This is a genomic window from Imperialibacter sp. (assembly GCF_048007035.1).
Lineage (GTDB): Bacteria > Bacteroidota > Bacteroidia > Cytophagales > Cyclobacteriaceae > Imperialibacter.
Map to the genome: position 1 here is coordinate 5053932 of NZ_CP180355.1, position 22035 is coordinate 5075966.

At 46.7% G+C, this 22035-nt stretch carries 22 protein-coding genes; 11 read left to right on the forward strand and 11 right to left on the reverse strand.

The window, feature by feature from the left end:
• Nucleotides 1-114 precede the first annotated feature (114 nt).
• The 5 genes from ACMVP2_RS21930 to ACMVP2_RS21950 all read left to right on the forward strand — a co-directional run bounded on the left by ACMVP2_RS21930 (nt 115) and on the right by ACMVP2_RS21950 (nt 3591).
• Nucleotides 115-339, forward strand: coding sequence for a DUF4926 domain-containing protein (locus tag ACMVP2_RS21930; protein ID WP_350126465.1), 225 nt, complete (start codon nt 115-117; stop codon nt 337-339).
• A 385-nt stretch (nt 340-724) separates the two neighbouring features.
• On the forward strand, nt 725-1909 hold the full coding sequence (locus ACMVP2_RS21935) for an alpha/beta hydrolase-fold protein (protein WP_416865118.1): 1185 nt from the start codon (nt 725-727) through the stop codon (nt 1907-1909).
• A gap of 191 nt (nt 1910-2100) precedes the next feature.
• Nucleotides 2101-2706, forward strand: coding sequence for a DUF2975 domain-containing protein (locus ACMVP2_RS21940; RefSeq protein ID WP_416865119.1), 606 nt, complete (start codon nt 2101-2103; stop codon nt 2704-2706).
• A 64-nt stretch (nt 2707-2770) separates the two neighbouring features.
• On the forward strand, nt 2771-3379 hold the full coding sequence (locus ACMVP2_RS21945; RefSeq protein ID WP_416865120.1) for a DUF2975 domain-containing protein: 609 nt from the start codon (nt 2771-2773) through the stop codon (nt 3377-3379).
• Complete coding sequence (locus ACMVP2_RS21950; RefSeq protein WP_416865121.1) at nt 3379-3591, forward strand: helix-turn-helix domain-containing protein; 213 nt, start codon at nt 3379-3381, stop codon at nt 3589-3591. The genes ACMVP2_RS21945 and ACMVP2_RS21950 overlap by 1 nt, the downstream gene beginning before the upstream one ends.
• Here ACMVP2_RS21950 and ACMVP2_RS21955 read toward each other — a convergent pair.
• The 6 genes from ACMVP2_RS21955 to ACMVP2_RS21980 form a co-directional block, all read right to left on the reverse strand.
• Nucleotides 3588-4007: a helix-turn-helix domain-containing protein gene (locus ACMVP2_RS21955; RefSeq protein WP_416865122.1), complete on the reverse strand. Its 420-nt coding sequence runs from the start codon at nt 4005-4007 to the stop codon at nt 3588-3590. The two genes, ACMVP2_RS21950 and ACMVP2_RS21955, sit on opposite strands and share 4 nt — an antisense overlap.
• Before the next feature lie 4 nt (nt 4008-4011).
• Complete coding sequence (locus ACMVP2_RS21960) at nt 4012-4344, reverse strand: type II toxin-antitoxin system HigB family toxin (RefSeq protein WP_416865123.1); 333 nt, start codon at nt 4342-4344, stop codon at nt 4012-4014.
• 108 nt (nt 4345-4452) lie between these two features.
• Entirely contained in the window at nt 4453-5007 is a 555-nt protein-coding gene (locus tag ACMVP2_RS21965; RefSeq protein WP_416868213.1) for an erythromycin esterase family protein, read from the reverse strand.
• Nucleotides 5008-5142: 135 nt separating this feature from the next.
• Entirely contained in the window at nt 5143-6483 is a 1341-nt protein-coding gene (locus tag ACMVP2_RS21970) for an IS4 family transposase (RefSeq protein ID WP_416864363.1), read from the reverse strand.
• On the reverse strand, nt 6431-7384 hold the full coding sequence (locus ACMVP2_RS21975; RefSeq protein WP_416865124.1) for a hypothetical protein: 954 nt from the start codon (nt 7382-7384) through the stop codon (nt 6431-6433). Before ACMVP2_RS21975 ends, ACMVP2_RS21970 begins: the two co-directional genes overlap by 53 nt.
• Before the next feature lie 95 nt (nt 7385-7479).
• Nucleotides 7480-8517, reverse strand: a complete 1038-nt coding sequence (locus ACMVP2_RS21980; protein WP_416865125.1) for a dienelactone hydrolase family protein — start codon at nt 8515-8517, stop codon at nt 7480-7482.
• Nucleotides 8518-8694: 177 nt separating this feature from the next.
• Between ACMVP2_RS21980 and ACMVP2_RS21985 the strand changes: the two genes are divergently transcribed.
• Nucleotides 8695-11550: a CHAT domain-containing protein gene (locus ACMVP2_RS21985; protein ID WP_416865126.1), complete on the forward strand. Its 2856-nt coding sequence runs from the start codon at nt 8695-8697 to the stop codon at nt 11548-11550.
• A gap of 10 nt (nt 11551-11560) precedes the next feature.
• Here the strand turns inward: ACMVP2_RS21985 and ACMVP2_RS21990 are convergent, their stop codons facing one another.
• Nucleotides 11561-12181 carry a hypothetical protein gene (locus ACMVP2_RS21990; RefSeq protein ID WP_416865127.1) on the reverse strand — a complete coding sequence of 207 codons (621 nt, stop codon included), beginning with the start codon at nt 12179-12181 and terminating at the stop codon, nt 11561-11563.
• Nucleotides 12182-12448: 267 nt separating this feature from the next.
• Between ACMVP2_RS21990 and ACMVP2_RS21995 the strand changes: the two genes are divergently transcribed.
• On the forward strand, nt 12449-13543 hold the full coding sequence (locus ACMVP2_RS21995; RefSeq protein WP_416865128.1) for a fasciclin domain-containing protein: 1095 nt from the start codon (nt 12449-12451) through the stop codon (nt 13541-13543).
• A 62-nt stretch (nt 13544-13605) separates the two neighbouring features.
• Here the strand turns inward: ACMVP2_RS21995 and ACMVP2_RS22000 are convergent, their stop codons facing one another.
• Nucleotides 13606-14811, reverse strand: coding sequence for an alpha/beta hydrolase family protein (locus tag ACMVP2_RS22000; protein ID WP_416865129.1), 1206 nt, complete (start codon nt 14809-14811; stop codon nt 13606-13608).
• 67 nt (nt 14812-14878) lie between these two features.
• Entirely contained in the window at nt 14879-17827 is a 2949-nt protein-coding gene (locus tag ACMVP2_RS22005; protein ID WP_416865130.1) for a TonB-dependent receptor domain-containing protein, read from the reverse strand.
• Between the two features lie 235 nt (nt 17828-18062).
• Here ACMVP2_RS22005 and ACMVP2_RS22010 point away from each other — a divergent pair, with 235 nt between their 5' ends.
• Nucleotides 18063-19094 (forward strand): galactitol-1-phosphate 5-dehydrogenase, encoded by a 1032-nt coding sequence (locus ACMVP2_RS22010; protein WP_416865131.1) that lies wholly within the window; start codon nt 18063-18065, stop codon nt 19092-19094.
• Nucleotides 19095-19100: 6 nt separating this feature from the next.
• Complete coding sequence (locus ACMVP2_RS22015; RefSeq protein WP_416865132.1) at nt 19101-20183, forward strand: Gfo/Idh/MocA family protein; 1083 nt, start codon at nt 19101-19103, stop codon at nt 20181-20183.
• Between the two features lie 7 nt (nt 20184-20190).
• Here the strand turns inward: ACMVP2_RS22015 and ACMVP2_RS22020 are convergent, their stop codons facing one another.
• Both ACMVP2_RS22020 and ACMVP2_RS22025 read right to left on the reverse strand, forming a co-directional pair.
• Entirely contained in the window at nt 20191-21183 is a 993-nt protein-coding gene (locus tag ACMVP2_RS22020; RefSeq protein WP_416865133.1) for a phosphotransferase enzyme family protein, read from the reverse strand.
• Between the two features lie 192 nt (nt 21184-21375).
• Complete coding sequence (locus tag ACMVP2_RS22025; RefSeq protein WP_416865134.1) at nt 21376-21504, reverse strand: hypothetical protein; 129 nt, start codon at nt 21502-21504, stop codon at nt 21376-21378.
• Between the two features lie 79 nt (nt 21505-21583).
• On the opposite strand from ACMVP2_RS22025, the gene ACMVP2_RS22030 reads away from it, so the two are divergent.
• Both ACMVP2_RS22030 and ACMVP2_RS22035 read left to right on the forward strand, forming a co-directional pair.
• Entirely contained in the window at nt 21584-21784 is a 201-nt protein-coding gene (locus ACMVP2_RS22030) for a DUF2683 family protein (RefSeq protein ID WP_152000197.1), read from the forward strand.
• Nucleotides 21775-22035, forward strand: coding sequence for a Txe/YoeB family addiction module toxin (locus tag ACMVP2_RS22035; protein WP_416865135.1), 261 nt, complete (start codon nt 21775-21777; stop codon nt 22033-22035). The genes ACMVP2_RS22030 and ACMVP2_RS22035 overlap by 10 nt, the downstream gene beginning before the upstream one ends.

Genomic DNA, 22035 nt, shown 5'->3' on the forward strand with positions numbered 1-22035 from the left:
CATTGCAAGCAGCATTGCCAGGATGCCCCAGGAAAAGGTCGGTATGGACTGTGGTGATTTCAAGGAAAAGGAAACTGATTTTCTTAAATTAGTAACTGCATATCCTTTTTAGCGATGATAGAGAATTTTGACCGAGTAGTTTTGAAGGAAGATTTGCCTGAGCGAGGTCTTGTGAAGGGCGATATTGGCACTGTTGTGATGATTCATGACAACCGGAAGGGGTATGAAGTAGAGTTTTTCACCCTGATGGGTAAAACCCGAAGTGTGGAAACGCTCAAAGCCAATCAGGTCAGATCTGTCAAAGCCAATGAGGTGGCCCATAGCAGAGAAATAGCCTAGCCAAATTTTTTTGCAAAATATTTCATAGAATAAATTCCTTCACCCAGCCAGGGTCGCACCCGGTCGAGCAATATTGTGGTTTCTTGTCTGCGTCTCACCACCACCGTGTTCCCCAACGTTGAAGCTTTTGAGCACCAATCTGCAAAGGCAAATTTCGTTTTGCAGTGTTGCTGACCATGCGGTGGAAAAAAGAGGTCTTTTGGATATCGAGTTTTAAAATGGGCGTAGTAGAAGCGAGACGCTTCAATGAATTTGATCCAAGTGGACATTTGAATCAGTTGAGGTCAATTTTTAGTTCGACGAATAAATTGTGTTGTATCGACACAATGAAACCACTACCTTTAAGTAACGGGCGACAGCCCTCCCACACTTAAACTACATACCAATGAAGAAACACTTACTAAATAGGAGAGCCCTGGGCTTTCTGCTGGTGCTAGGGCTTACGGTGAGCCTGGCCAATACTGCCTTGGCACAATTTCGTCGCAATCCGGTGGTATCGCCGGAAATTCATGCCGACAACAAAGTTACTTTCCGGGTGTATGCACCCAATGCCAACGAGATCAAGCTGGCGGGCGAGTGGATGGGCCAGGGCAAATCGGAGCCGCTAGTGAAAGGTGATACCGGCCTTTGGGCAATTACGGTTGGGCCGCTGGAGCCTGAGCTGTGGGGCTACAACTTCACGGTCGATGGGGCGTATGCGCTGGATGCTTCCAATGCCCTGGTGAAAAGAGACGGTGTGCGCAACATCAGCTTCTTTATGATTAAGGGCAAAGGATCAGACCTGTACGAGCCTAAGCACGGTGCCAAAGGCATGGTGAGCAAGGTTTGGTATGAGTCACCAACGCTGGGGCTTACCCGCCGCATGTATGTGTACACCCCGCCGGGATACGAAAACAGCAAGGACAGCTACCCGGTGTTCTACCTGCTGCACGGCGGTGGAGGTGATGAAGATGCCTGGACAGAGCTGGGTGTGGCGCCTACCATTTTGGACAACCTGATCAATTCGGGCCAGGCCAAACCTATGATTGTGGTGATGACCAACGGCAACCCCGACCAAACGGCGGCCGGCATTGAGGCGCCTGCCAAACTTCCAGGCCAGGAAATTCCGGGGCCGTTCGGTATGGCCAATAAGAAATTTGAGGAGAGCCTGGTGAAGGATGTGGTGCCGTATGTTGAAAGCCACTACAGAGCGAAGAAGGGCAAAGAAAATCGTGCCTTGTCTGGCCTCAGCATGGGTGGCTGGCAAACCCTCAATACCACGTTTGACAACCCAACCATGTTCGACTACATCTGCGTGATGAGCATGGGCTTTGTGAAGGACAGCCCCTTCGGGCTGCCCAACAATGGAGAGGGCAGGGGGAAAGACATTGATGCGCTGAAAAAGGCCAACCCCAAAGTATACTGGATTACCTGCGGCAAGGACGACTTTCTGTACGACAGCGTAGTCAACCTGAGAAACACCCTCGACGAGCATGGCTTCAAATACAAGTATGTAGAAAGCACCGGTGGCCACACCTGGGCCAACTGGCGTATTTACCTGTCGCAGTTTGCGCCGGTGCTGTTTAAGTAGAAACTGGTTTTTACTCGATTTATGGTTTCAGGTCTGCTCTTTGGGGCAGGCCTTTTTTTGTTTCCCTGGAATGCAGTTTCTCATTTGAATCCCATACACCGCATTTGGCGAAGTATGAATTTCTTCAATATTATTTGACATTAATAAAAGATATATTATTATTGTTTATCAATAATTAATTTCCGCATAACATGAATAAGCTTCGCATCATTCGCATCATTATTAAAGCCAGCATGGGCTTGCTGATTTTAGGGATGGTGTTCGTCACCATCTTCTTTGCGTCGATGAAGGAAGGTGTGTTTATCGAGATTGAGCAGCCGCATTGGGTAATCAAATCGGATCAATTGCAGGAAGTGTTGAGGTCGCAGTTGCCTGTTCCGGATAAGCCCATGCTGCTCTCTGTAGAAACGCTGGAAATGAGGCTGCCGGTGCATCTCAACCTAAGACTGATTGTGATCGCAATGATGTTTATGGTGTCGGGCTATATGCTCTGGATACTCTGGCTCATAGCAACAATCATTCATGATGTGATGAAGGGCACACCGTTCAACCTGAGCTGTAGCAAGAGAGTGAAGCTTATCGGTACGCTGGTTGTGCTAGCTCCTTTGGGCGAGTGGATACTCAATGTCTTTTTCTCGTTTTGGATCGATAATCGATTTCATTTCGAAGGAATGACCCTGGAAACAGACGCCAATCTGGGTTGGCCGGTGTTCATACTTGGGCTTCTGATTGTGGTGCTAGGCGTAGCCTTCGAGCAGGGCCAGAAAATACAGGAGGAAAACGAACTGACAATTTAGGAAGAGCGCATTCGAGACGGTTCAGTTCAATTTTTAAATAGCTTGTAGTTGTAAAATTGATGATATGAAAAAACTCAATATCGCTCAGGGTGTCATCACCTTCCTTATGTTGTTGCTGTGGCTGGGCGTGGCTGTAGGCACTGTTTCTCTCGTGACTATGAAGGAAGGACGGTATTACGAGATGAGCGAACCCCATCTCAGGGTGCAGTCGGACGTACTGCAGAAAAGCCTTGGCGAAACCCTGGCGAACAGCATTCCCGAATCGTTCAAAATCAGGGTAGACACTATGAAATTAAGCCAACCCATTGACGGAGGCTTAAAAGTACTACTACTTTCGATTGTGTACCTATCTGTTGGATACCTGACCTATGTGCTCTTTGTTTTCAAAAGTATTATCAACGACGTGAGAAGAAGCAACTCTTTCAATAGGGACAATATACAAAGAGTGAAATTGCTCGGTTTGCTGATTGTTATTGCTCCATTTGCCAATTGGCTGGTGGCGAAGGCCATGGTGTGGTGGCTGGAATACAATTACCTTTTTGATGGGGTAAAGGTTGTTTCGGACTCGTCTTTTGACTTTACCGTGTTTCTAATGGGGCTTATCATCATGGTGTTGGGTGTCGCCTTCGAACAGGGGCAGGAAATTCAGCAGGAAAACGAACTCACTATCTGATGCCGATCATAGTCAACCTCGATGTAATGATGGCGAAGCGGAAGATCCGTTCCAAAGACCTGGCCGACAGGCTGGGCATCACTGAAGCCAACCTGTCGATACTGAAGACAGGGAAGGCCAAAGCAGTGCGATTTTCTACGCTGGAGGCTATTTGTAAAATACTGGAGTGCCAGCCGGGGGATATTTTGGAGTTCAGGGAGGAGGAGGATTAGTTGGCCAGGCTGGCACGCTTTTGCACAGTTGCCTTTGTGTCGAACAAAGGATAGGGCCGGTTAAACGCCTCCTGCCTTACTTTGAAATGCGTGGAGAGCTTGCGAATCACTTCTTTCGACATCCCTTTTTTATAGTTTAAAATATCAGAGACATAGCCTTTGCTTATACCCAAAAGGTCAACAAGGTCTTTTGCCTTTATTTCGTGTTCTTCCATGAAGGAGCGTAGGAGGCTTACCGGATCAGTTTCATCGAAGCTGTTGTTCTCTTCGTCATACTTTTCTATCAGCAGCGTGAGTAAATCTATTTCATCGCTAACATTGACATCTTGATTTGACTCCAGGAGGTCTTCCAGCTGCGCACAGTATTTGTGATACTGGTCATCACTTTTAATTACCGTGTATTTTAAAGTTTCCATATCGCTAAAAGCTGCTAACGGTGTATTGTAAATTGCTTTTGCAGAGTTTATCATATTCGGCGTGAGTGCCAATCCAGCATACAAACAGGTGGGTTGTGCTACTTCCAAAAGCATATTTGCATATCACCCTGCAATTGTTGCCAGCGATATCAAATATTACTCTGCTACTGCCATTGCCTAACAAATCTGCTGTATTGAATGTGCTCTTAATGTCTCCAGGTTCATTCCAATCGGCAAACTTTAACTTTCCCAGCCAATTTGTAAAACCAGGTTTGAACTGCGAGTGAACAGCTACGTAGTTTTCAATTGTCTTTTTCTTGATCAGGTGAACCCTCATATCTGCAACAGCAAAGATAAATGAAATAGTTCACATTTTGTGAACTATTAGTCTCAAACACTCATTTGAATGCCAGCTGGGCAATATTTTGGAGTTCAGGGAGCAGGGTTAGGGATTGTAGCTTGAGGGCTCCATGTTTTTGATATAGAAAAGCCCATCAAAAACCTCAGGCCAGATAGCCAGCACATTGCCATTACCATAAGGTTTGGAAACGAAGGGTTGTGACATCCAGGGTGCGAGATCGCTTCTGTAGTTAACAAACCCAAAGTCATTCCCGACTTCACCGAGTAGGTCCTCTATGCTGCCATCCAATGGCTCGATCAGATCAACTGCTTTCCCTTTCGTCCAGTCATTTAATTTTCCTCCATAGGCTGAAAACCCAATAGTGTAAATGTGACTGTTGTTAGTTTCATGCGTGTAATTGCCCATAGTTATAAATTCGGGAGCCAACAGTGGGAATTTATCGGTTTCCACATCATATACTGCCACCTTATCCAAGTTTCTCGAAAGGTGAGTGGTAGCACCCCAAACGATGATCTTTCTGTCGCTGAATTTGTTGATCATCCAGTTCAGATTGCCTCCCATATATTTGTCTCGTGCGTTACCAGCCTTCTTATAATCCTTTTCTACTGCCAGAAGTTGTGTGAATTCTGCATAGCCCAGTGTGCTTTCACCATAGCCGTCAACCTAAGAAATAATTGGTGGATATGGCAAGGCCATTCCGCATGGCCGAGTTTTATTTTCCATGTTTTTTGAAAGCCATTTATCGGAATGGCCGACCGTTTTTGTTGATCTAATTTACTGGTTTAAGACTACATTTAAGTATGTTTTGGTAAGAATATCTGATACTTTTTTTTGCCCTTTTTTATACTCTTTTTCATGAAATGCGTTGCTGATTCGATACAAATCCGTCAGCCATTCGATGAGTCGGTGACTGTTTTGCAGCACAGGTAATGTTAACACTTTAGATCGCCCTTGTAGCGTACTGACTAGCTTATGAAAGCTCAAATCCTTTTGGGTTAAATTCTTTAAGTGATTAAGAAAAGTCCAGTTTAACATTACCCACAGCAGCTTGATGAGAATGATGCATTCTAAACGGGTCGCATTCACTGGGTGTATTTTATGTAATCTCATCACACTTTTCCAGGTTTTAAAGACAAGTTCTACCTGCCATCTCAATGTGTAGAGATCATAAATCTGAGAGGCGGTACATTTTTCCCTTTCCACGTTGGTTACAAATAGATTCAAGCCAATGGCCTCTAACACGTCAGTCCCTAATTTTCTATTCGCTGATTTCTTCCTTAAGCGTTTCTGCTTTTGTTCTTTTGTGAGCAAATTAGCCACAAGCCGTACCTTAGTACGAGTTTTTTCGCCAACATATACATCCATGTCCAGATACCTTTCTTTCTTTTCCTTTAATAAGCTGATAATAGAGGCTGTTGGAAGTAATGAGTATTCTCCCTCCTTGAGGATATAGAAATTCCATTGTGACTTTGCCCTGCTGATAAAGTAGATGTCTTTGCTGCTTAGCTCTTTAAATGCCTTAGGAGAAAAATACCCTAAATCTCTTAGCAATAATGTTTTGGGAGGTACCTTCTCAATATTCTTCATCCCCTCAATGCTATCAGAATCTCGTGATGAGCCAATGGAAATCTCGGTTACCTTAGAGCCTAGCAACTGATACTCAAATTGGATTTGAACACTGGCTTCCCTTCCCTCTCCTCCATACCCAGGAAAAGTATCTGCTACCTTTTTGGATACTTTAAATTCTGAACTATCCATGATACGGATATCAGTAAACCAACTGGAGGGAATGCTTTCTTCTGAATTATGGGCCATTTGCTGTGTCAATACCTCTTGGAGAAGTCCTGCAAGCATCTGTTTTGTGTTTTTATTGAAACGCTTATCAAGAGCTTGTTTAGAAACACTCACGCCATGATGATGTGCAAGATCTATACTGTATTCAGATAGAGAAGGGCATTTGCCATTATTGCTAAAAAAAACCACGTCCAGAAATGCCTTTGGCGAAATGACCGACTTACGCTTTTTGAATGACGATGCTTTTGCAATGGCCTCAATACGCTCATCAGAAACAAATTTTGAGAGGTATTTTGAGAAATTCCTGATTTTTCGGCACAAAATCGAGTTCAGTTTCTTTTCCTAGCCCTTTTTCGCTTAGGTTGACGGCTATGGTGCTTTCACAGACCTGCACCCAAAAGTCTCTTTGGGACAAAAGAGGAAGTTCGTCATTCTGGGTGAACGTCTGCAGTTTTGTTACCAGGTCGGTAAGCCCATTGTCGATCAGTCCGAAGTCGATATCACCGAGCACTGTGGGGGCATCATAATAGCTAAATAAAGTCACCAGCTCTCTGCTCAGGCCTGTCCAGCCTGACGAAGCGGCAAAAGTAGCATCATTATTTTTCAGGAACGCATTAAGATCCGTGGTGAAATTGCTTTTGTAGTTGCCAAAGAACTGGATGTCGAATCCGATTAGTTCCAAAGGAGTCACGTCTCCATCCCAGTAGTTGAATACGGGATAAACCTCAGAGGTAGCAGACCAAAGTATATTGATAGAATTGCGGGCTGCCTCCATCCCTTTGGTACCGTTTTCAATTTTTGTCCATGCTTTGTGGCAATCGTAAAGGCCACTTTCCCAGGCGATCATGTCAAATCCCATTTCCTGATGTAGGAAACGGATAAGTCGGGCCTTGGCTTTGAAGGTCGAGCCATCCCCATGCGACATTTCGCCGAGCATTACCACTCTTTTGCTCCCAATTACGTCTTTGAGGAAGGCCAGGTCGGAGTAGTCCTCATCAAACGGGTCAATGCTTCGAGGAACGTATGTGTTTTGTGTAAGCCAGTCAATTCGCTCAGCTCGTTCAGCGATACTAATTGCCGCAGGTGCCTCGGCGAATATTGGCATGTCGTCGTCAGTCGCAGGCTCTTCTGAGTCGTCGGAATTCTTGCAGGCAAACAAGAGGGTTGTGAAACTGAGTACAAGTAATACAGGTTTCTGGAAACAGAGTGAACGTATTTTCATGGTCAGGTAGTTTTCGGTGGGTTTCTGGAGAAGAAACAGCTTAGAAAAAACTTACCATTACTATATTTTTCTATTAAACCGCTTTAGGAAGACTTTCACCCCTTCACCAAATACTTATCCAACCACCCCACCACCAGCTTCCGCATCTCAGGCAGCTCTTCATGAGGACAATCAAACAGCTCGATGAGGCAATCTTCTTCCCGGCCATGCTGCTTATACAGCGGCAGCAGGTAATCTCTCACCTTTTCCACTCCAGCGGGTGGCGTTAACAGGTCCAGCCTGCCATTGAGGCTGAGGTGAGGGCGGGGAACAATGAGCTCGTTGATGGAGCTGGTAGAAAAATGCTTGAGCAATGAAGGTACATAATAGTAGATGCCATGACCGCTGAGATTGCCGATTTTCATCAGCTCATCAAAGTCGGTGAGGCAGCACAGGTCGAGGCAGGTGGTGATGCGGGTGTCCAGTGCCGCCAGCCACCAGGCTTTGGTAGCGCCCATAGAAAGCCCGAACACGCCCACCAGGCTGGTGTCGGCTTCCGGCCGGGCCAGCAGGTAGTCGAGGGCTTTCATTTCGTCCCACAGCATCATGCCAAAAAGGGTTTGCCCTTTCCATAGCATTTCCTTGAAGGTGTCGGCTTCGCCAAACGCTCCATTTTTCAACCGGTTCCTTTCGCCAAAGCACCAACTGTCGATGGCCAGGGTCATGATGCCCTTTTGCGCATACACTTCTGCATAGGCCGGCATCACAGTTCGGCCGTTGAGCAATTCTTCTTTCCCTACTTCATAAGTGCCAAAGTGGGCGTGGCAGTACAGCATGCAAGGGGCTTTACCTTTCAGGTTGTCGGGCACCAGCAGGATGCCGGGCACCTTCTCCAGCCCGTTGAAGTCGAATAACAAGTGCTCCAGGGTGTAGCCTTTGCGTTTTTCTTTTCTAACTAGTTGCGGAGGCTTGGGTGTATGCTGGGTGGGTAAGTCTCCCAACAGCCCAAGCAGTTTTTTGCGCTGAGAGGCCTGATAGTCGGTGTAAGATGTGTCTTGAAGGGGCATAGATAGAATGAATTGATCAAACGGCAGCATTCCGGCCAGCGAAGCAGCAACAGATTTCTTAATGAATGTTCTTCGGGCATGAAGCATAGGCTTGTTTTTGCTATTGGAAGGTAATCATTTTTTTAAACTCGTTTTTACCTGCGGCAATCGGTGTTGCACCACAATTTCCAGTGGCACCTTTTGCTTTCACGATGAGTAAACTTTACTTTCCGGTAGCAACTGTGTGCTATTGTACCTAACTAAACAACTCAGAGGATCGGTTCTATGAAGGACACCGGCGGCAGGCCCATTACAGGTGTGCTCAGTATATTTATTTTTTTGACAAAAAAGAGCTTGTTGAGCCTGCTTTGTAAGCAAGCTTTGGCTGTGCTGGTCTTTGCCCTTATGGTAGCCTGTAGTGCTAAGGACAAGAGGGAGATTGAACGTAATCTGGCATCAACGCACAGCTTTTCGTCTCCCGTTTTGTTAGCTGATCAAAAAAGAAATGAAGGGGAATACCAGCAAGCTTATGAATTGTACGATAGCCTGGCAAAGGTGCTGGGGCCTGAAGAACAAGTGTATGCTTCCATCAACACGGAGCTATGCCGCTTTCTGGCAAATGACACGCTTACTGTCTTTTCACTGGAGCGTTTGCCGGGTGCCGTTACTGTCAGTCAAAAAGCAGTAGAAAGTCTTCTTCAGGGGATTTTTGAAACAAGAAATGGCCGGTCTGGCCTCAAGAGCTTTTATCAGACAGGGGCATTACTTCGGTCGGAAGACAAAAAGGAGACTTTCGAATATTTTACCATGCTGGAGCAGCTTGCCTGGTGTCATCAGATGGTGCACGGCGAAACTGATTCATCTTATTTCTATTACAAAAAAGCGCTGGATATGGCGGGCGATTTTGAAGTGCTGTCGCCCCATATTCCACGACTTCTCGTTCAACTTTCAGAAGTGGCCATTACCAACAGGGATCTGGTCGCCGCCCTCGGGTATACCGAACAGGGCCTACGCTACCAACCTAAGAGCAGAGATTTGCATGAATTGCTGATCCTGAAGGCCACACTCCTGCGGAGAATGGAGAAGTTCGATTCGGCGAATTATTACTACCAGCTTGCCGATGAGAAAATTCAATTGAAAGGAGATACAACCAGTTTGGCCAAGCTTTTGAGAGAAAGGGCCCTGCATGAAATGATCGTGAACAACGACTCATTGTTTCGGCTTCAAATGATGCGTCTGGAAAGTTTGCCTGCTCACTTTGCAAACAATGCCTGGATTAGCACCGACCGTTTGCACGGCTTCTATCACTTTCTAAGGGGAGATGCTCAGGCAAGTATCGATGCCTATGAGAGGGCTGTGGCACACTTTTCCAGACAAAAGCTTCCTGATATTGTGCAAACAACAGAGGCATTTTGGGTGCTGTCATACTTGTACCGGCAATTAGGAGAGTATGACAAGGCGGAGAAGAATATTTTTGCAGGCATCGTCTACTTTTCACCCTACAAAAATGCCCCTTTCTCCTGGGAGGTTGTTACGTCGCCCGAAGTCTCCAACCGGGGTTTTAATTTCGTGAACTACCAGCAACTGGCGGAAATTGAGTTGCAACGCTATAAAGACAGGTCTTCTGACCAGGAGAGCCTAAGGCGATCATTTGAAGTATACCAGTTGATCGATTCGCTGATGTTCCAACAAATTAGGGCTGTGGAGGAGGATGCCCTGCTCATGTTTTTGCGCATCGGCCGAAAGGTCTATGCTGGAGGAGTTGAGACAAGTTACTATTTGTTTCAGACGACAGAAGACGCTTCCTTTTTGAATCAGGCACATTTGTATATGGAAAGAAGCAAGGGGCTGATCACCTATCAGGATCTGCTGGCCCGGAACCAGGAGTATTTTTCGGAAGTGCCCGAGGAGTTCAGGACAAGAGAGCTTCGGTTGAAGGCTCAGATAGCGGCGATGAAGAGGAGCTATGCTTACGATTCAAGGGAAATGACTATGCTACTGCGAAAGGCCGATGACTACTATGCCGACATGCAGGACAAATACCCGGACTACTACAAAGCCAAATATCAGATAAACTCAGACTCGTATGCTTATTATGCCGACATGGCAGACGCCCGTGAAGCCACCTTTGTGCAGTATTTTGTGGGCGACGATTATGTTTATGCCCTAAGTTACGGCGGCGAGGGCCTATTTGAACGAGTAGAGGTGGATACGTCTTTTACCACTGCTCTCAATGTGGTGGGCACGCAGCTGTCGAAGCTGCCCAATCGACAGGATGAGGAGGCAAAAAAGGCCTTTATGGAATCCTCAGCACTGCTGTACGACAAGTTGATAAGGCCGCTGGGCAATATCCAAAAGTCTCTTCTGGTCATTCCCGACGGTGCGTTGGCATATCTCCCGTTTGAAGTGCTTACAAAGGAGGTGGCCGTTTCATTTCGGGATGCACCTTATTTGATCAGGACCTGTGAGGTAAACTATGCGCCGAGTTTGCAAATTTATTCCCTGAGTCAGCATATGCAGACAAGCCGAACAGATGAAGTTGTTGCTTACTCGTTTACCAAAAGCCTGGGTGAGCTTTATGCCCTGCCTGGCACAAAAAAGGAAGTGGCACTCCTGCATAAGATATTTTCGGGGAGTGACATCCTGCTGAGAACAAACGAAGAAGTAACCCGACAAAGGTTAATTGACGACCTGGTGGCGGCGGGAGATATTATCCACCTGGGTTTACATGCATCGTCCAGTTTGGCAGATAAATTGGAGAATAAGATTGACTGCTATTCTCCCACGGGCCTCGATCAGGATGCCTTGTATGGGTACGAAATTGCACCCTTGTCGATCAAGGCGCATACGGTAGTGCTCACGGCCTGTCAGTCAGCATTTGGGCCCGTGGTGGAAGGAGAAGGCACCTATAGCCTGGCCAGGGCATTTAAGCAGGCAGGGGTGAGCAACGTTGTAGCGTCTTTGTGGAATCTTTCCGACGGCACCACTTCGACTTTGGTTGGGAGCTTTTATGAAGGGTTAAGGCTTGGAAAAAGTACAGCTACCAGCCTTTCACTTGCTAAACGCAAATACCTGAAAGAAGCGGACGAGCTTATGGCCCATCCGCATTTTTGGTCAGGGCTCGTTTGCCAGGGGCAGTAGCAAGACTTTCTTACCTGGGTTCGATGTGTGCAGCCCTGGTAATGTAAAGGCCAAGTGTGGGATCGTAGGTGACCGGGGCATCCAGTGCGACGCCGTCTTCTGCAGGGTCATAAGCCCTCCATGCGCCTCTTGGTTCCCCACCCCGGGGAGGTACAGCACCATCGCATACATAGTAGCCAACTGTGAAGTCGGGTAGTATGAATGGATAGAAGCGCATGTTATTGAAAGTAAAGTATTCTTTGGACACACCCGTCCCATTGCCTGCTTTTGCCAGCACTCGTTTTGGGCAACCAAACGGCCCAAATATTCGCTTGTCTTCGAAAAATTCTTTCAGGTAGCCAGCGCTGTCGCCCATGTTCACCAGGAAGAGGCCGTGCATGTCTACTCGTTTTCCGTTGACAACACGAGCCTCTTCAAAGTAGGCGGGTATGGTCATTGAAGCGAGAGCAAAATTGGAATCAACGCAGTTTACCTGATAAGAAAAACCATATACCGACAGCCCAGCCAGGTTGTATTCATGGATGTCGTAAGCTGGGATCATTGATGTGGATTCCGTAACAGAAATTACAGTTGACTTGGGGGGCAGCGATGTGAAATCATCCTTTTTGGCGTAAAGCTTGATAGTTGACATAATTATTAGTGTTAGTTTACTCTCAAGATAGGGAATATGCGACGCCTGGGGAATACTTACTTTTAAGGAAAGTGACTTCTGCTCGAAACTGATATATTTTGAGTTGTTCAGGCTGGTGACCTCGTGAACAAATGCGTGAAGTGACGGTTATTGTGTAGTAGAATGATCAAACTACTCGTCATGCATACTATTTTATAACATTTCAAACGTTTGTTTGAATAATCTTGCTATATTTCGTTCTCGATTTGAACCAATAAACTACACGTTATGAAAATGAACTTTATTAAATGGGCGAAGATATTTAGCCTGCCAGCCATGGCGCTTGGTCTCCTTGTTTTCACCGGTTGCGGCGGAGATGACGAAGAAGCAAAGCCAACAATGGACATTGTGGAGCTGATTAGCTCTGATAAATACAAGCAGGCTTCCGGGGCCGATGAGAAGGAGTCACTGGACTCTCTTGTTAAGTATTTGGGTGTATATCCTGATCTGGTTGAGTTGCTGGGCGGCTCTACTGAATACACGCTTTTTGCCCCAAGCAATTATGCTTTCAAAAACCTTCTTGCTACGCCAGGGTTTCCATCAGATATCACTGACATTAACCCTGAAATTGTAAAAGGTGTATTGTCTTACCATGTTGTGTCCGGCACCAAGCTGAAAGCTGATTTGACTGCAGGCACCTCAGTGACTACAGCTGAGACAGAAGCAATTGTTGTGAATGCCGACGGTACTCTGAAAACAGGATCAACCAACCAGGCTATTGAGATCGTGTCGGCTGACTTGAAGGCTACCAATGGTGTGGTGCATTTAGTGGCTACGGTATTAATTCCACCATCTGTTGGCACGTCGTTAACTCCTATTTTGGGAACTAATGCAGGAACCATCCTGCTTGGAGCGCCTTTCACCACTTTGGCAGCTGGTATTAAGCTTGGCGATGCATATGCTGTAGCGAACAGTAAGCCAACATTGACGTCTATTCTGGCTGGAAGCACTGTTCATACAGTTTTTGCACCCACCAATGCAACTTTTACTGCCGGACAAATTACTGCCAACACATTTACCGGTGAGCAGTGGTATGGCATTATTGCAAATCACGTGGTGCTTGGCCAAACTATCGCACCAGCGGATTTGACAACTGGAAAGTCTTTCAATACTGCTGCAGGAGGGAAAATTCTTGTATTCAATAATACTGCTGCTATACCACCTAAAAACGGTGTCGGAATCTATTTGGATGGCAATGGTTCAGTAGACCTTAACGTTCAGTCAACATATACTACTTTCGATGCAGAAGTGGCTTTGCCGAACGCAGCAGAAAATAGTAATGGAGTGATTCACGTAATTGCAGGAGTGTTGTCACCGTTATAAAACTTGAATCAACATTAGCACAAATAAAAAAGGCCGGATCATCCGGCCTTTTTAGTTTTCTCTTATTGATATTCCAACAACAATGGGACAAAAGCCTCCACATAGGGCACCACACCTGTGTAATGGGTGAATCCTTCCAAAGGAGTGAGGGTCAGGACAGACGTTGGCGTCCCATTTTCTATCAGTTTATTGTAACTGTCCACAGAGTTTTGATAGGGTACTGTTACATCTGCCGTGCCATGAAACATATAGGTTTTGGTGGTAGGCGTCCAGTCGGTCAGTCCGTTGTCGTTAAACCCATCTACCAGGTATTGGTAATCTGGGTTGGTATCAATGTTTTCAAGTAAATCAGGCTGTACCAATTCAGAAATAGTATAGCTTAATTCCTCGTTGATTTGCCCGCCGCTTTTGCTTCCGTCGAATAGCGCTGGAATTTCGGCAGCATAAGGCTCGTTGAAGAAGTTAGACAAAGGTTCTGTCCAGTCGTAGTATGTTTGGTAGGCAAGCGCCACATAAGCCAGGAAAAACGGGTTGTCGTAGGTTTCAAGCCCGAAGAAATATTCCTGCATGCCCTTGACGTCGTAGCCTCCCGATGAAGGGAAAGACGCTTTAAGGTCAAACCCAGGCAGAGGATCATTTTCAATTGACTGTTGAGCTGCCATGGTGGCGTATCCACCCTGAGAATACCCGGCAAGGAACAAATTGGAGTTGAAATTCACTTTTTTTTCTTGCGCCAACTGGTGAGCAGCTTTCAGCGCATCCACAACCGCCGTTGCCGTTGCTTCCTTTACATAATACGGGTGAAGCAGCTCCTTTGACGCTCCGAAGCCAATGAAATCAGGGACAACCGTAATGAATCCAGGGCTTGCCATAGCGGCGTAAAGAATGAGAGAGGTGCTCTGAAGTGATGAAGCCGAAGGCGCTTCTGCATGAGAGGCTATGGTGCCATGCTGAAAGCTGATCATGCTGACTTTCTCCTCCGTATCGGGCAAAATGACCACTCCTGAAGCGGTAATTGTCTGCCCCTTATAGGTTGTCTCGTAGGTGATCTTGTAGATGTCTACGTTGTAAATGAACCTATCAGTTGGGATGTCAATGCCAGCGACAGCAACAAAAGTCTTCAATTCTCCGGCTGATCTGCTTAAAAATGAGGTTGCCTCGGTTAGGTTCGTATACTTTACCGAAGGCCCTCCGTCGTCGTCTTTTTGGCACGAGGTGATGCCGAGCAGTAGAATAAACAGGAAACTGAGCAGATAATTCTTTTTCATAGTCATGGGCTTAAATAAAAAAGGCTGTCGTATCAAAGACAGCCTTTAAGGGCAAATTGTTGTTAGATTAATTCATTAGTTCATCAAAAGTGAGCGACACATAGTAGATAGCGCCAATATTGGGGCCGCCTAAGCTTTGGATATAATAGGTATTGAGAATGTTGGAACCGCCAACTTTCAGCATCGATTTGATATTGGGCAACTTAAAGCTCATTTGCGCATCCACCGTGGTGTAAGCTGGCACCATTCCAAACGCTGGTGCTACGAAAGACGACTGCCATTCGAACTCAGTTTGCCATCTCATGGCCACGTTGAAACCAATAATATCCGTCAGTTTTCGGTTGGCAAACGACACATTCACTTTGTGCTCAGGTGTGTTGTATTCGGCCAGGAAGTTTTCCGGTACATCGTTCAGCACGTTCCAGCTATGGTTGGCCGAAATGGTATATCCCCTGCTTAAATTGTAGGTAAGCCCAATAGCAGTGCCTTGCGATGTTACGGTTTGATCAATATTGGTGTAAATCTGGAAAGTATTCAGATCAGTTCCGTTCAGAATTGTGGCATAGTTGGGTGTGCCTACCAGTTCAGGGCTGGGTGCAGTGGCAGAGGTGTACTCTGTCGCTTTTCTTATTCTGATTTGAGAAATAAAATCATCATAGATATTATAATAATAGCCAGCATCGATCAGGAGTTTGTTTTGGATCAACGTTTTATAGCCTATTTCGAACGATTTCACCTGCTCTGGTTTCACTGGATTGAAAGTCGTTACGGGCGTCAACAGGGCAATGTTGGCCGGGTTGAAGATTGCTGCCGGAGTCGCCCCCTGATTGAATACTGCTGTGCCGTAGTTCTGAACTGAAAAGCCTTCATAACCCAGTGGAACTCCAGTGCTTGACACTTCGGTAAGATTGTACTTCTCAGCATATCTCGGAAGCCCTCCTAGTAGCCTGGCACTGATAATGCTAAGGTCGATGTGCTGGCCTTGTGTGGTGGGTATTCTAAATCCAGTCTGGAACGACGCTCTCAGGTTGTGGTTTTCTTTCACCTTCCAAACCGCTGAAAGCCTTGGGTTCACCCGTCCTTTGAAGTTCTGGTTTTTATCGTAGCGAACAGAGCCTGATAGTTTCACCTTACGTTCGCCTATCCACTTGCCAAACTGTGTGTAGATACCCTGTTCTGCAATGGTGATGGGCGCATCTGCATCGTCAAAAATCGTTCCGCCAGAGTTGAGCTCATACAACCTGTAGCTGGCACCCACTTGCAGTTCCATGAAATCGATCTCATTTTTGAAGTCGTACTGACCTTCTGCATGATACAAGTTTGTACGGTCGTTGAATCCCGGGCCTTTTGGAACCACACCAACCAAAGCCCTTTTCTTTATGTCCTGAAATTCCTTCGAATTGGGGTCAAGTGTAAACAGGTCATTGAAAACACCTCTTGCGTAGGCATGGCCCGCCTGCTGCACCTGAATTCTTTCTGCATCAGATAGTGCATTGACGTCGCCCGGAGCGTAACCCGAATTGTACAGATATCTAAGGTATTCTATGCCGTAATTACCCAAAGCGCTTGAAACGTCAAAGTTAGGATTGACCCTTGCAGCGGCCAGGTCGTTGACCCTTTTGGCCAAAAACTCCGTGATATAAGAATCTCCTGAGTTCTCTCTGGTTGTGTAAGCACGCACATAAAAATTATCACCTCGTAACTGCAGCCGGTGCTGCATAATGCCGAAGTTGTTCAGCGAATATCTCTGGGCACCAGTGTAGATACTTGTTCCCCAGCCCCCGTTGAAGAGGTAACTCAATTCCATTCTATCGTTGGGGCGATAGAAAAGTCCCACACTTGCTTTCTTGTTTTCAGCGCCGTAATCAATGAGATCAACCTCCTTGTATGGGGTGACAGAGACCACGTTGCTCGGAAGATCGCCAGCGGCGGCGTAGGTCTGGGCGGAAACACCCGGCTCAAATACGGCATTTCTGGCCAACACATTCCAGTTGGCGCTGAGAGGGAAAATAGCGAGGTTGATGGAAGCCTCATCGCCCATATAATGCAACCTGTCTGATCCCGGGTTAGAGCTGAAACCTTCAGGCGTCCTGGCTATTTCCCGATCTACGTCGCTCGTGCCGTGCCAGTCCTCAGCCTTGCTGTAGGCGAGGTTAACCTTGAAAGCAAACTTGTTATTGAATGACTTGGCGTAACGAAGGGCGCCTTCGTAAAGGGGAGCGGCATCGTGACCTGATTTTTCCCCGCCTCCCACATGGTTAACACCTACTTTTGAGAAGGCACTCACGCCCTGGTATTCAAAGGGACTTTTACTGTTGACCAGTAGAATCCCGTTAAAAGCATTGGGGCCATATAGTGCAGACGAAGCACCTGGGATCAGTTCCACACTTTCCACATCCAGTTCCGAAGGGCCATTTAAGTTGCCAATTGGGAAGTTAAGCGCTGGTGCCTGAGTGTCCATCCCGTCCGTAAGCTGCACAAATCTGGTGTTGCCGGTGTTGGCAAATCCTCTCGTATTAATGATTTGGAAGTTGATACTACTGCTGGTGACGTCCACTCCCTTTAGTGACGCAATGCCTTTGTAGTAGTTGTCAGCAGCGGTGGACTGCACTGCCAGGATGTCCATCTTCTCGATAGATACCGGCGACTCAAGGATGCTCTCTTCCACACGGGAGGCTGAAATGACTACCTCCTGCCCGAGCATCGTTTGCTCCTGCATCTTGATGTCAATATTGCTCATGGCAGCATTGCTTACCACAAACTCCTGTGTGGTATACCCTATGTAGGATATTTGAAGCGTAAAAGGAGGCGCATCGCTGACGCTGAGTTTGAAGTTTCCATTGATGTCGGTTACAGTGCCCAACACCTTGCCCTTCACAAGGATGTTGACTCCGGCAAGTCCGTCGCCATTGGCAGCATCAGTTATTTTGCCCGAAATGCTGGTTTGAGCTATCGCCGTTGAGGCAGCGAATAAAAGTAGAAATAGTAAGTTTAAGTAAGTAGTAGTCTTATTCATAGGGTCATTTTTAAGCTAATCCTTAAATCTAAATCTTTTTTTGAGAATTTGGCAAAGTGATTCTCAGTATGATATATTTAAATAAGGCCTAATCAGCAGGCTTGTTTTGGCTGGCAATAATAAAGATATAACTATTGCATAAACTTGAGCCATCGACGGGGCAAAATGTGATACATGGATTGCCTCTTGATAGGTATTTGCCTTATCTTATGAGCTCATTAAACACCCTTTTGCCATGAAAGCCCTTGTGCTGGAAGCTTACAATCAATTTACGTATAAGGAAGTGCCCGACCCGAAGGTCGCCGACAACGAAGTGCTGGTGAGAGTTAAAGCCGCTGGGATATGCGGCAGCGATGTTCATGGCATGGATGGCAGCTCGGGTAGACGGCTTCCTCCGGTTATCATGGGGCATGAGGCTGCCGGGGAAATAGCAGCAGTGGGGAGCAATGTGGCCAACTGGAAGGCGGGGGACAGGGTTACTTTCGATTCTACCATTTTTAAGAAAGATGACTGGTTTACACGGCAAGGTCATTACCAGCTCAGTGATGGTAAAATGGTGGTGGGCGTGTCTACGCCAGATTTCCGAAAAGATGGTGCCTTCGCAGAATATGTGGTATTGCCCGAGCACATTCTTTATAAACTTCCCGATGCCATTTCATACACGCAGGCCGCTTTTGTGGAACCGGCCGGTGTAGCGCTTCATGGTATCGAAATTACCCAACCCTCCATGACCGATATCGTGGTGGTGGTGGGAGTAGGCATGGTGGGCTCGTTTGTGCTTCAGCTACTAAAAATCAGAGGCTGCCGGAAGGTGATTGCCGTGGATATCGACGACTTTAAGCTTGGTCTTGCCAGAAAACTGGGTGCTGACCACGCTTTTCTGCCGGATGACCCGAAGTTGATGGAGACGGTGAAAGCTTTGACCGACGGACGTGGGGCAGATGTAGTGTTTGAGGTGGTGGGAGAGGAGGATAGTGTGAATACCTGTATCTCTGCTGTTCGCAAAGGAGGCAAAGTGACATTGATTGGCAATGTAACACCCACGATCAATTTCCCAGTGCAGTCGGTAGTGACAAGAGAAATAAGAGTGCAGGGATCGTGCGCCATCAATGGCGAATATCCTGCGGTGCTGGATTTGATCGCTTCCGGTCGCCTGGACGTAACAAGTATTTTGTCGGCGGAAGTACCGTTATCCGAAGGCGCCGCCTGGTTTGATCGATTGTATAACAAAGAAAAAGGCCTCATGAAAGTGATGCTAAAGCCCTAAGAAAAAATGGAGAAAATTAGAGTAGGAGTAGTTGGAAGTGGAAAAGCCGCAGGCATGCATGCCGATGGCATCGTCAATATCAAAAATGCCAGCCTGGTAGCCATACACAGTAGGAGTAAGGAAAGGGGAGAGGCTTTTGCCGGGAAGTATGGGGCCAAAGCCTATCAGGATATTGCCGACATGGTTTCGGCTGAAAAGCTGGATATGGTCACAGTCTGTTCGCCTCACCCTAACCACCTGGAGGCGGTGGAAGCTGCCATGAGCCAGGGTGCGCACGTGCTGGTGGAGAAGCCTCTGGCTTCCACACTGGAAGACTGTGACGCCATGATTGCTGCCTCAAAGAAATACGGAAAGAAGCTGGGCATGGTGAGCCAGCGGCGTATTTTACCAGCTTCGCAAAGGATTAGACAGGCGATTGACGCCGGGAAGGTTGGCAAGCCTGCTTTGGGAATAGCCCAGCTGCTTGGCTGGCGTGGCGAAGAATATTACAAAAGCGACCCCTGGCGAGGTAGCTGGGAGCACGAAGGAGGCGGTGTGCTGGTGAACCAAGCCCCGCACCAGATCGACCTGCTGCAATGGTATATGGGCGGAGAAATGGAATCGCTGTATGGCGTATGGAACAATATCAACCATCCGTACATTGAAGTAGACGACACTGCCGTGGCGATCATTAAGTTCAAAGGAGGTGGTATCGCCAACCTCATTCTGAGTAATTCGCAGAAGCCTGGGCTTTACGGAAAAGTACATATCCATGGGTCCAATGGCGCATCGGTAGGTGTACAAACCGACGGAGGGGCGATGTTCATCGCAGGTATCTCAAAAGTGCAGGAGCCACCCAAAACCGACCTTTGGACCGTGCCAGGCGAAGAAGGCCTGGTGGCACAGTGGGAAAAAGAAGACGTCGACTTGTTTCACAGAGAGGATCCCATTGAATACTTCATCCGGGCCCAAAACCAGGACTTCGTGGATGCGATCATCAATGACAGACCGCCGATGGTAGATGGAAAAGAGGGTAGAAAAACTGTCGAGTTATTTACGGCCATCTACCGCTCGATGAAAGAAGGGAAGGAAATAAAGTGGCCGTTGTAGCGACTGATCAGTAGCCGTGTTGCTCCATCATCTGCCTGATCATTTGTACTCTTCTTCCCAGGTGAGGGGCTTGTAACAATGGCAGAAACTGGTCGTGGATTGTATAAGAGCCTAAGTAAAAAAGCCAGAAACCCAGCGACAGGTGCGGAATCATACAAAGCTCCGCCTCGCTCACAGGTTTGTGCGACTGATAGGCTTTCAGGAAGATGGCAAAGGCCGTATCGGCAGCGTCCCTTTTTAGCTTGCCGTATTGCACGTCCAGATCCAGACTGATCTTGAAAGTCATGATGTCGTTGACCAGCCAGCCATATCCCATAAAGTCGAAGTCGAAAAAGGTGAACTGCCCGTTGTCGTCGATGTGGAAGTTTTTAGGCATGAAGTCGTAGTGACAGTAGCCTTTGGCAAAAGATGAGTCATCCACCTCTTTAATGGCTGTTGATGCCCTTTCTGCTGCTTGCTGTAGCCAGCGATAATCCTCCTTATCATCGGTAAAGTAAGGGGCGATCATTTTCAGTGGCCGTTGCAAAGTAGTTTCTAAGTCAAACGTCCAGCGGGGATAGGTCAGCACAAGGTTAGTCGATACTTCATGGAATCTTGCCATTTCAAAGCCTAATGTCTCTAGCTGATTGTCATCCAGCACCGACACAAACTGGCCAGGAGCGAACGAAAACAAAACACCATATTTCTTTCCCTCAGCAGCTTCAAAGGTATGGATGTAGCGTCCGTTGGTATCTGCTATCGGAACAGAAACGGGTACTCCGGCAGCTTTTACCTGTAAAAGCAATTCAACTTCAGCGGCCACATGTTCATAAGTACGGATGTCGTGACGGTAGATACGGAGGATGTGCTGCTGATCTGAGGTTTCCAGCACATAAGTGTCACCTACACCTCTCAGCAGCAGCTCGCAACTGACCGATGTCCAGTTATAAGCTTTTGCAATGTATTGCCCCAAAGCGGAAGCGGAAAGTGTGGAGTAGCTGGTGGGGAACAGTGAGTTCATTGTGCAAGATGAATTTAAAAACGGGCGACAAAACTAAATAAAACTTTTAGCCCGCCACGCTCATGGCTAACTTTTTCCTTTGTCTGAAAACTGTTGCCTGAAGACAAAGTCATAAAAAAGGAGGTGGCTATTTAGTTATCTCCTTTTCTTAGGTCGGTCTTCCTTAGATGCCAATCTTAGCACCCATTACCTTCAGAAAATCTCTAATGACAGCAGGGGAGCAGTCCACGCAGGAGCTGTTACCAGATTGTCGTCGACATAAGTGCCGTCCACTGGAATGTTCTGGAATTCCCCGCCAGCGATAGTTACTTCTGGCCCCACGGCTGGGTTTGCAGTAAGCTTCCTTTATTTGAATGATTCGGCTTGGAATAATGATTTCTGAATTCCTTATCTTTGTTACATGAGTCAAGTAATAGCATATCCAGATAACAAGGAGAAATTAGTTGCCTTAAAAGCCTTTATGAAGGCTTTAAAGATTTCTTTTGAAGAAAAGGATGCTGGGCAGTATAACCCTGAATTCGTTTCCAAAATCATGAAAGGAGATAAAGACTTGAAAGAAGGAAAGGGAGTCAAAATCGACACAGATGATTTATGGAAGTAATTTACCTTCCGGAGGCCATTCATGATCTCGTTTTTTGGAAGAAATCTGGAAACAAGAAAATCCAGCAGCGAATATCGGTTTTGGTTAAAGCTATTCAGGTTGATCCATTTCAAGGAATAGGTAAACCTGAACCTCTGAGGCACAGCCTTTCTGGAAAATGGTCGAGAAGAATCAATGCAGAGCATAGACTCATTTATGGAGTTGAGAACAATTTGGTTTACGTCTATTCTCTAAGAGGACACTACAAATAA

Coding starts and splice junctions, on each gene's coding strand:
- ACMVP2_RS21945 (WP_416865120.1), top strand. CDS start 2,771: ATGAAAAAACTCAATATCGCTCAGGGTGTCATCACCTTCCTTATGTTG.
- ACMVP2_RS22035 (WP_416865135.1), top strand. CDS start 21,775: ATGGAAGTAATTTACCTTCCGGAGGCCATTCATGATCTCGTTTTTTGG.
- ACMVP2_RS22010 (WP_416865131.1), top strand. CDS start 18,063: ATGAAAGCCCTTGTGCTGGAAGCTTACAATCAATTTACGTATAAGGAA.
- ACMVP2_RS21975 (WP_416865124.1), bottom strand. CDS start 7,384: ATGAAAATACGTTCACTCTGTTTCCAGAAACCTGTATTACTTGTACTC.
- ACMVP2_RS21935 (WP_416865118.1), top strand. CDS start 725: ATGAAGAAACACTTACTAAATAGGAGAGCCCTGGGCTTTCTGCTGGTG.
- ACMVP2_RS21990 (WP_416865127.1), bottom strand. CDS start 12,181: ATGTCAACTATCAAGCTTTACGCCAAAAAGGATGATTTCACATCGCTG.
- ACMVP2_RS21955 (WP_416865122.1), bottom strand. CDS start 4,007: ATGGAAACTTTAAAATACACGGTAATTAAAAGTGATGACCAGTATCAC.
- ACMVP2_RS21980 (WP_416865125.1), bottom strand. CDS start 8,517: ATGCTTCATGCCCGAAGAACATTCATTAAGAAATCTGTTGCTGCTTCG.
- ACMVP2_RS22015 (WP_416865132.1), top strand. CDS start 19,101: ATGGAGAAAATTAGAGTAGGAGTAGTTGGAAGTGGAAAAGCCGCAGGC.
- ACMVP2_RS21950 (WP_416865121.1), top strand. CDS start 3,379: ATGCCGATCATAGTCAACCTCGATGTAATGATGGCGAAGCGGAAGATC.
- ACMVP2_RS21940 (WP_416865119.1), top strand. CDS start 2,101: ATGAATAAGCTTCGCATCATTCGCATCATTATTAAAGCCAGCATGGGC.
- ACMVP2_RS22020 (WP_416865133.1), bottom strand. CDS start 21,183: ATGAACTCACTGTTCCCCACCAGCTACTCCACACTTTCCGCTTCCGCT.
- ACMVP2_RS22005 (WP_416865130.1), bottom strand. CDS start 17,827: ATGAATAAGACTACTACTTACTTAAACTTACTATTTCTACTTTTATTC.
- ACMVP2_RS21985 (WP_416865126.1), top strand. CDS start 8,695: ATGAAGGACACCGGCGGCAGGCCCATTACAGGTGTGCTCAGTATATTT.
- ACMVP2_RS21960 (WP_416865123.1), bottom strand. CDS start 4,344: ATGAGGGTTCACCTGATCAAGAAAAAGACAATTGAAAACTACGTAGCT.
- ACMVP2_RS22030 (WP_152000197.1), top strand. CDS start 21,584: ATGAGTCAAGTAATAGCATATCCAGATAACAAGGAGAAATTAGTTGCC.
- ACMVP2_RS21930 (WP_350126465.1), top strand. CDS start 115: ATGATAGAGAATTTTGACCGAGTAGTTTTGAAGGAAGATTTGCCTGAG.
- ACMVP2_RS22000 (WP_416865129.1), bottom strand. CDS start 14,811: ATGAAAAAGAATTATCTGCTCAGTTTCCTGTTTATTCTACTGCTCGGC.
- ACMVP2_RS21995 (WP_416865128.1), top strand. CDS start 12,449: ATGAAAATGAACTTTATTAAATGGGCGAAGATATTTAGCCTGCCAGCC.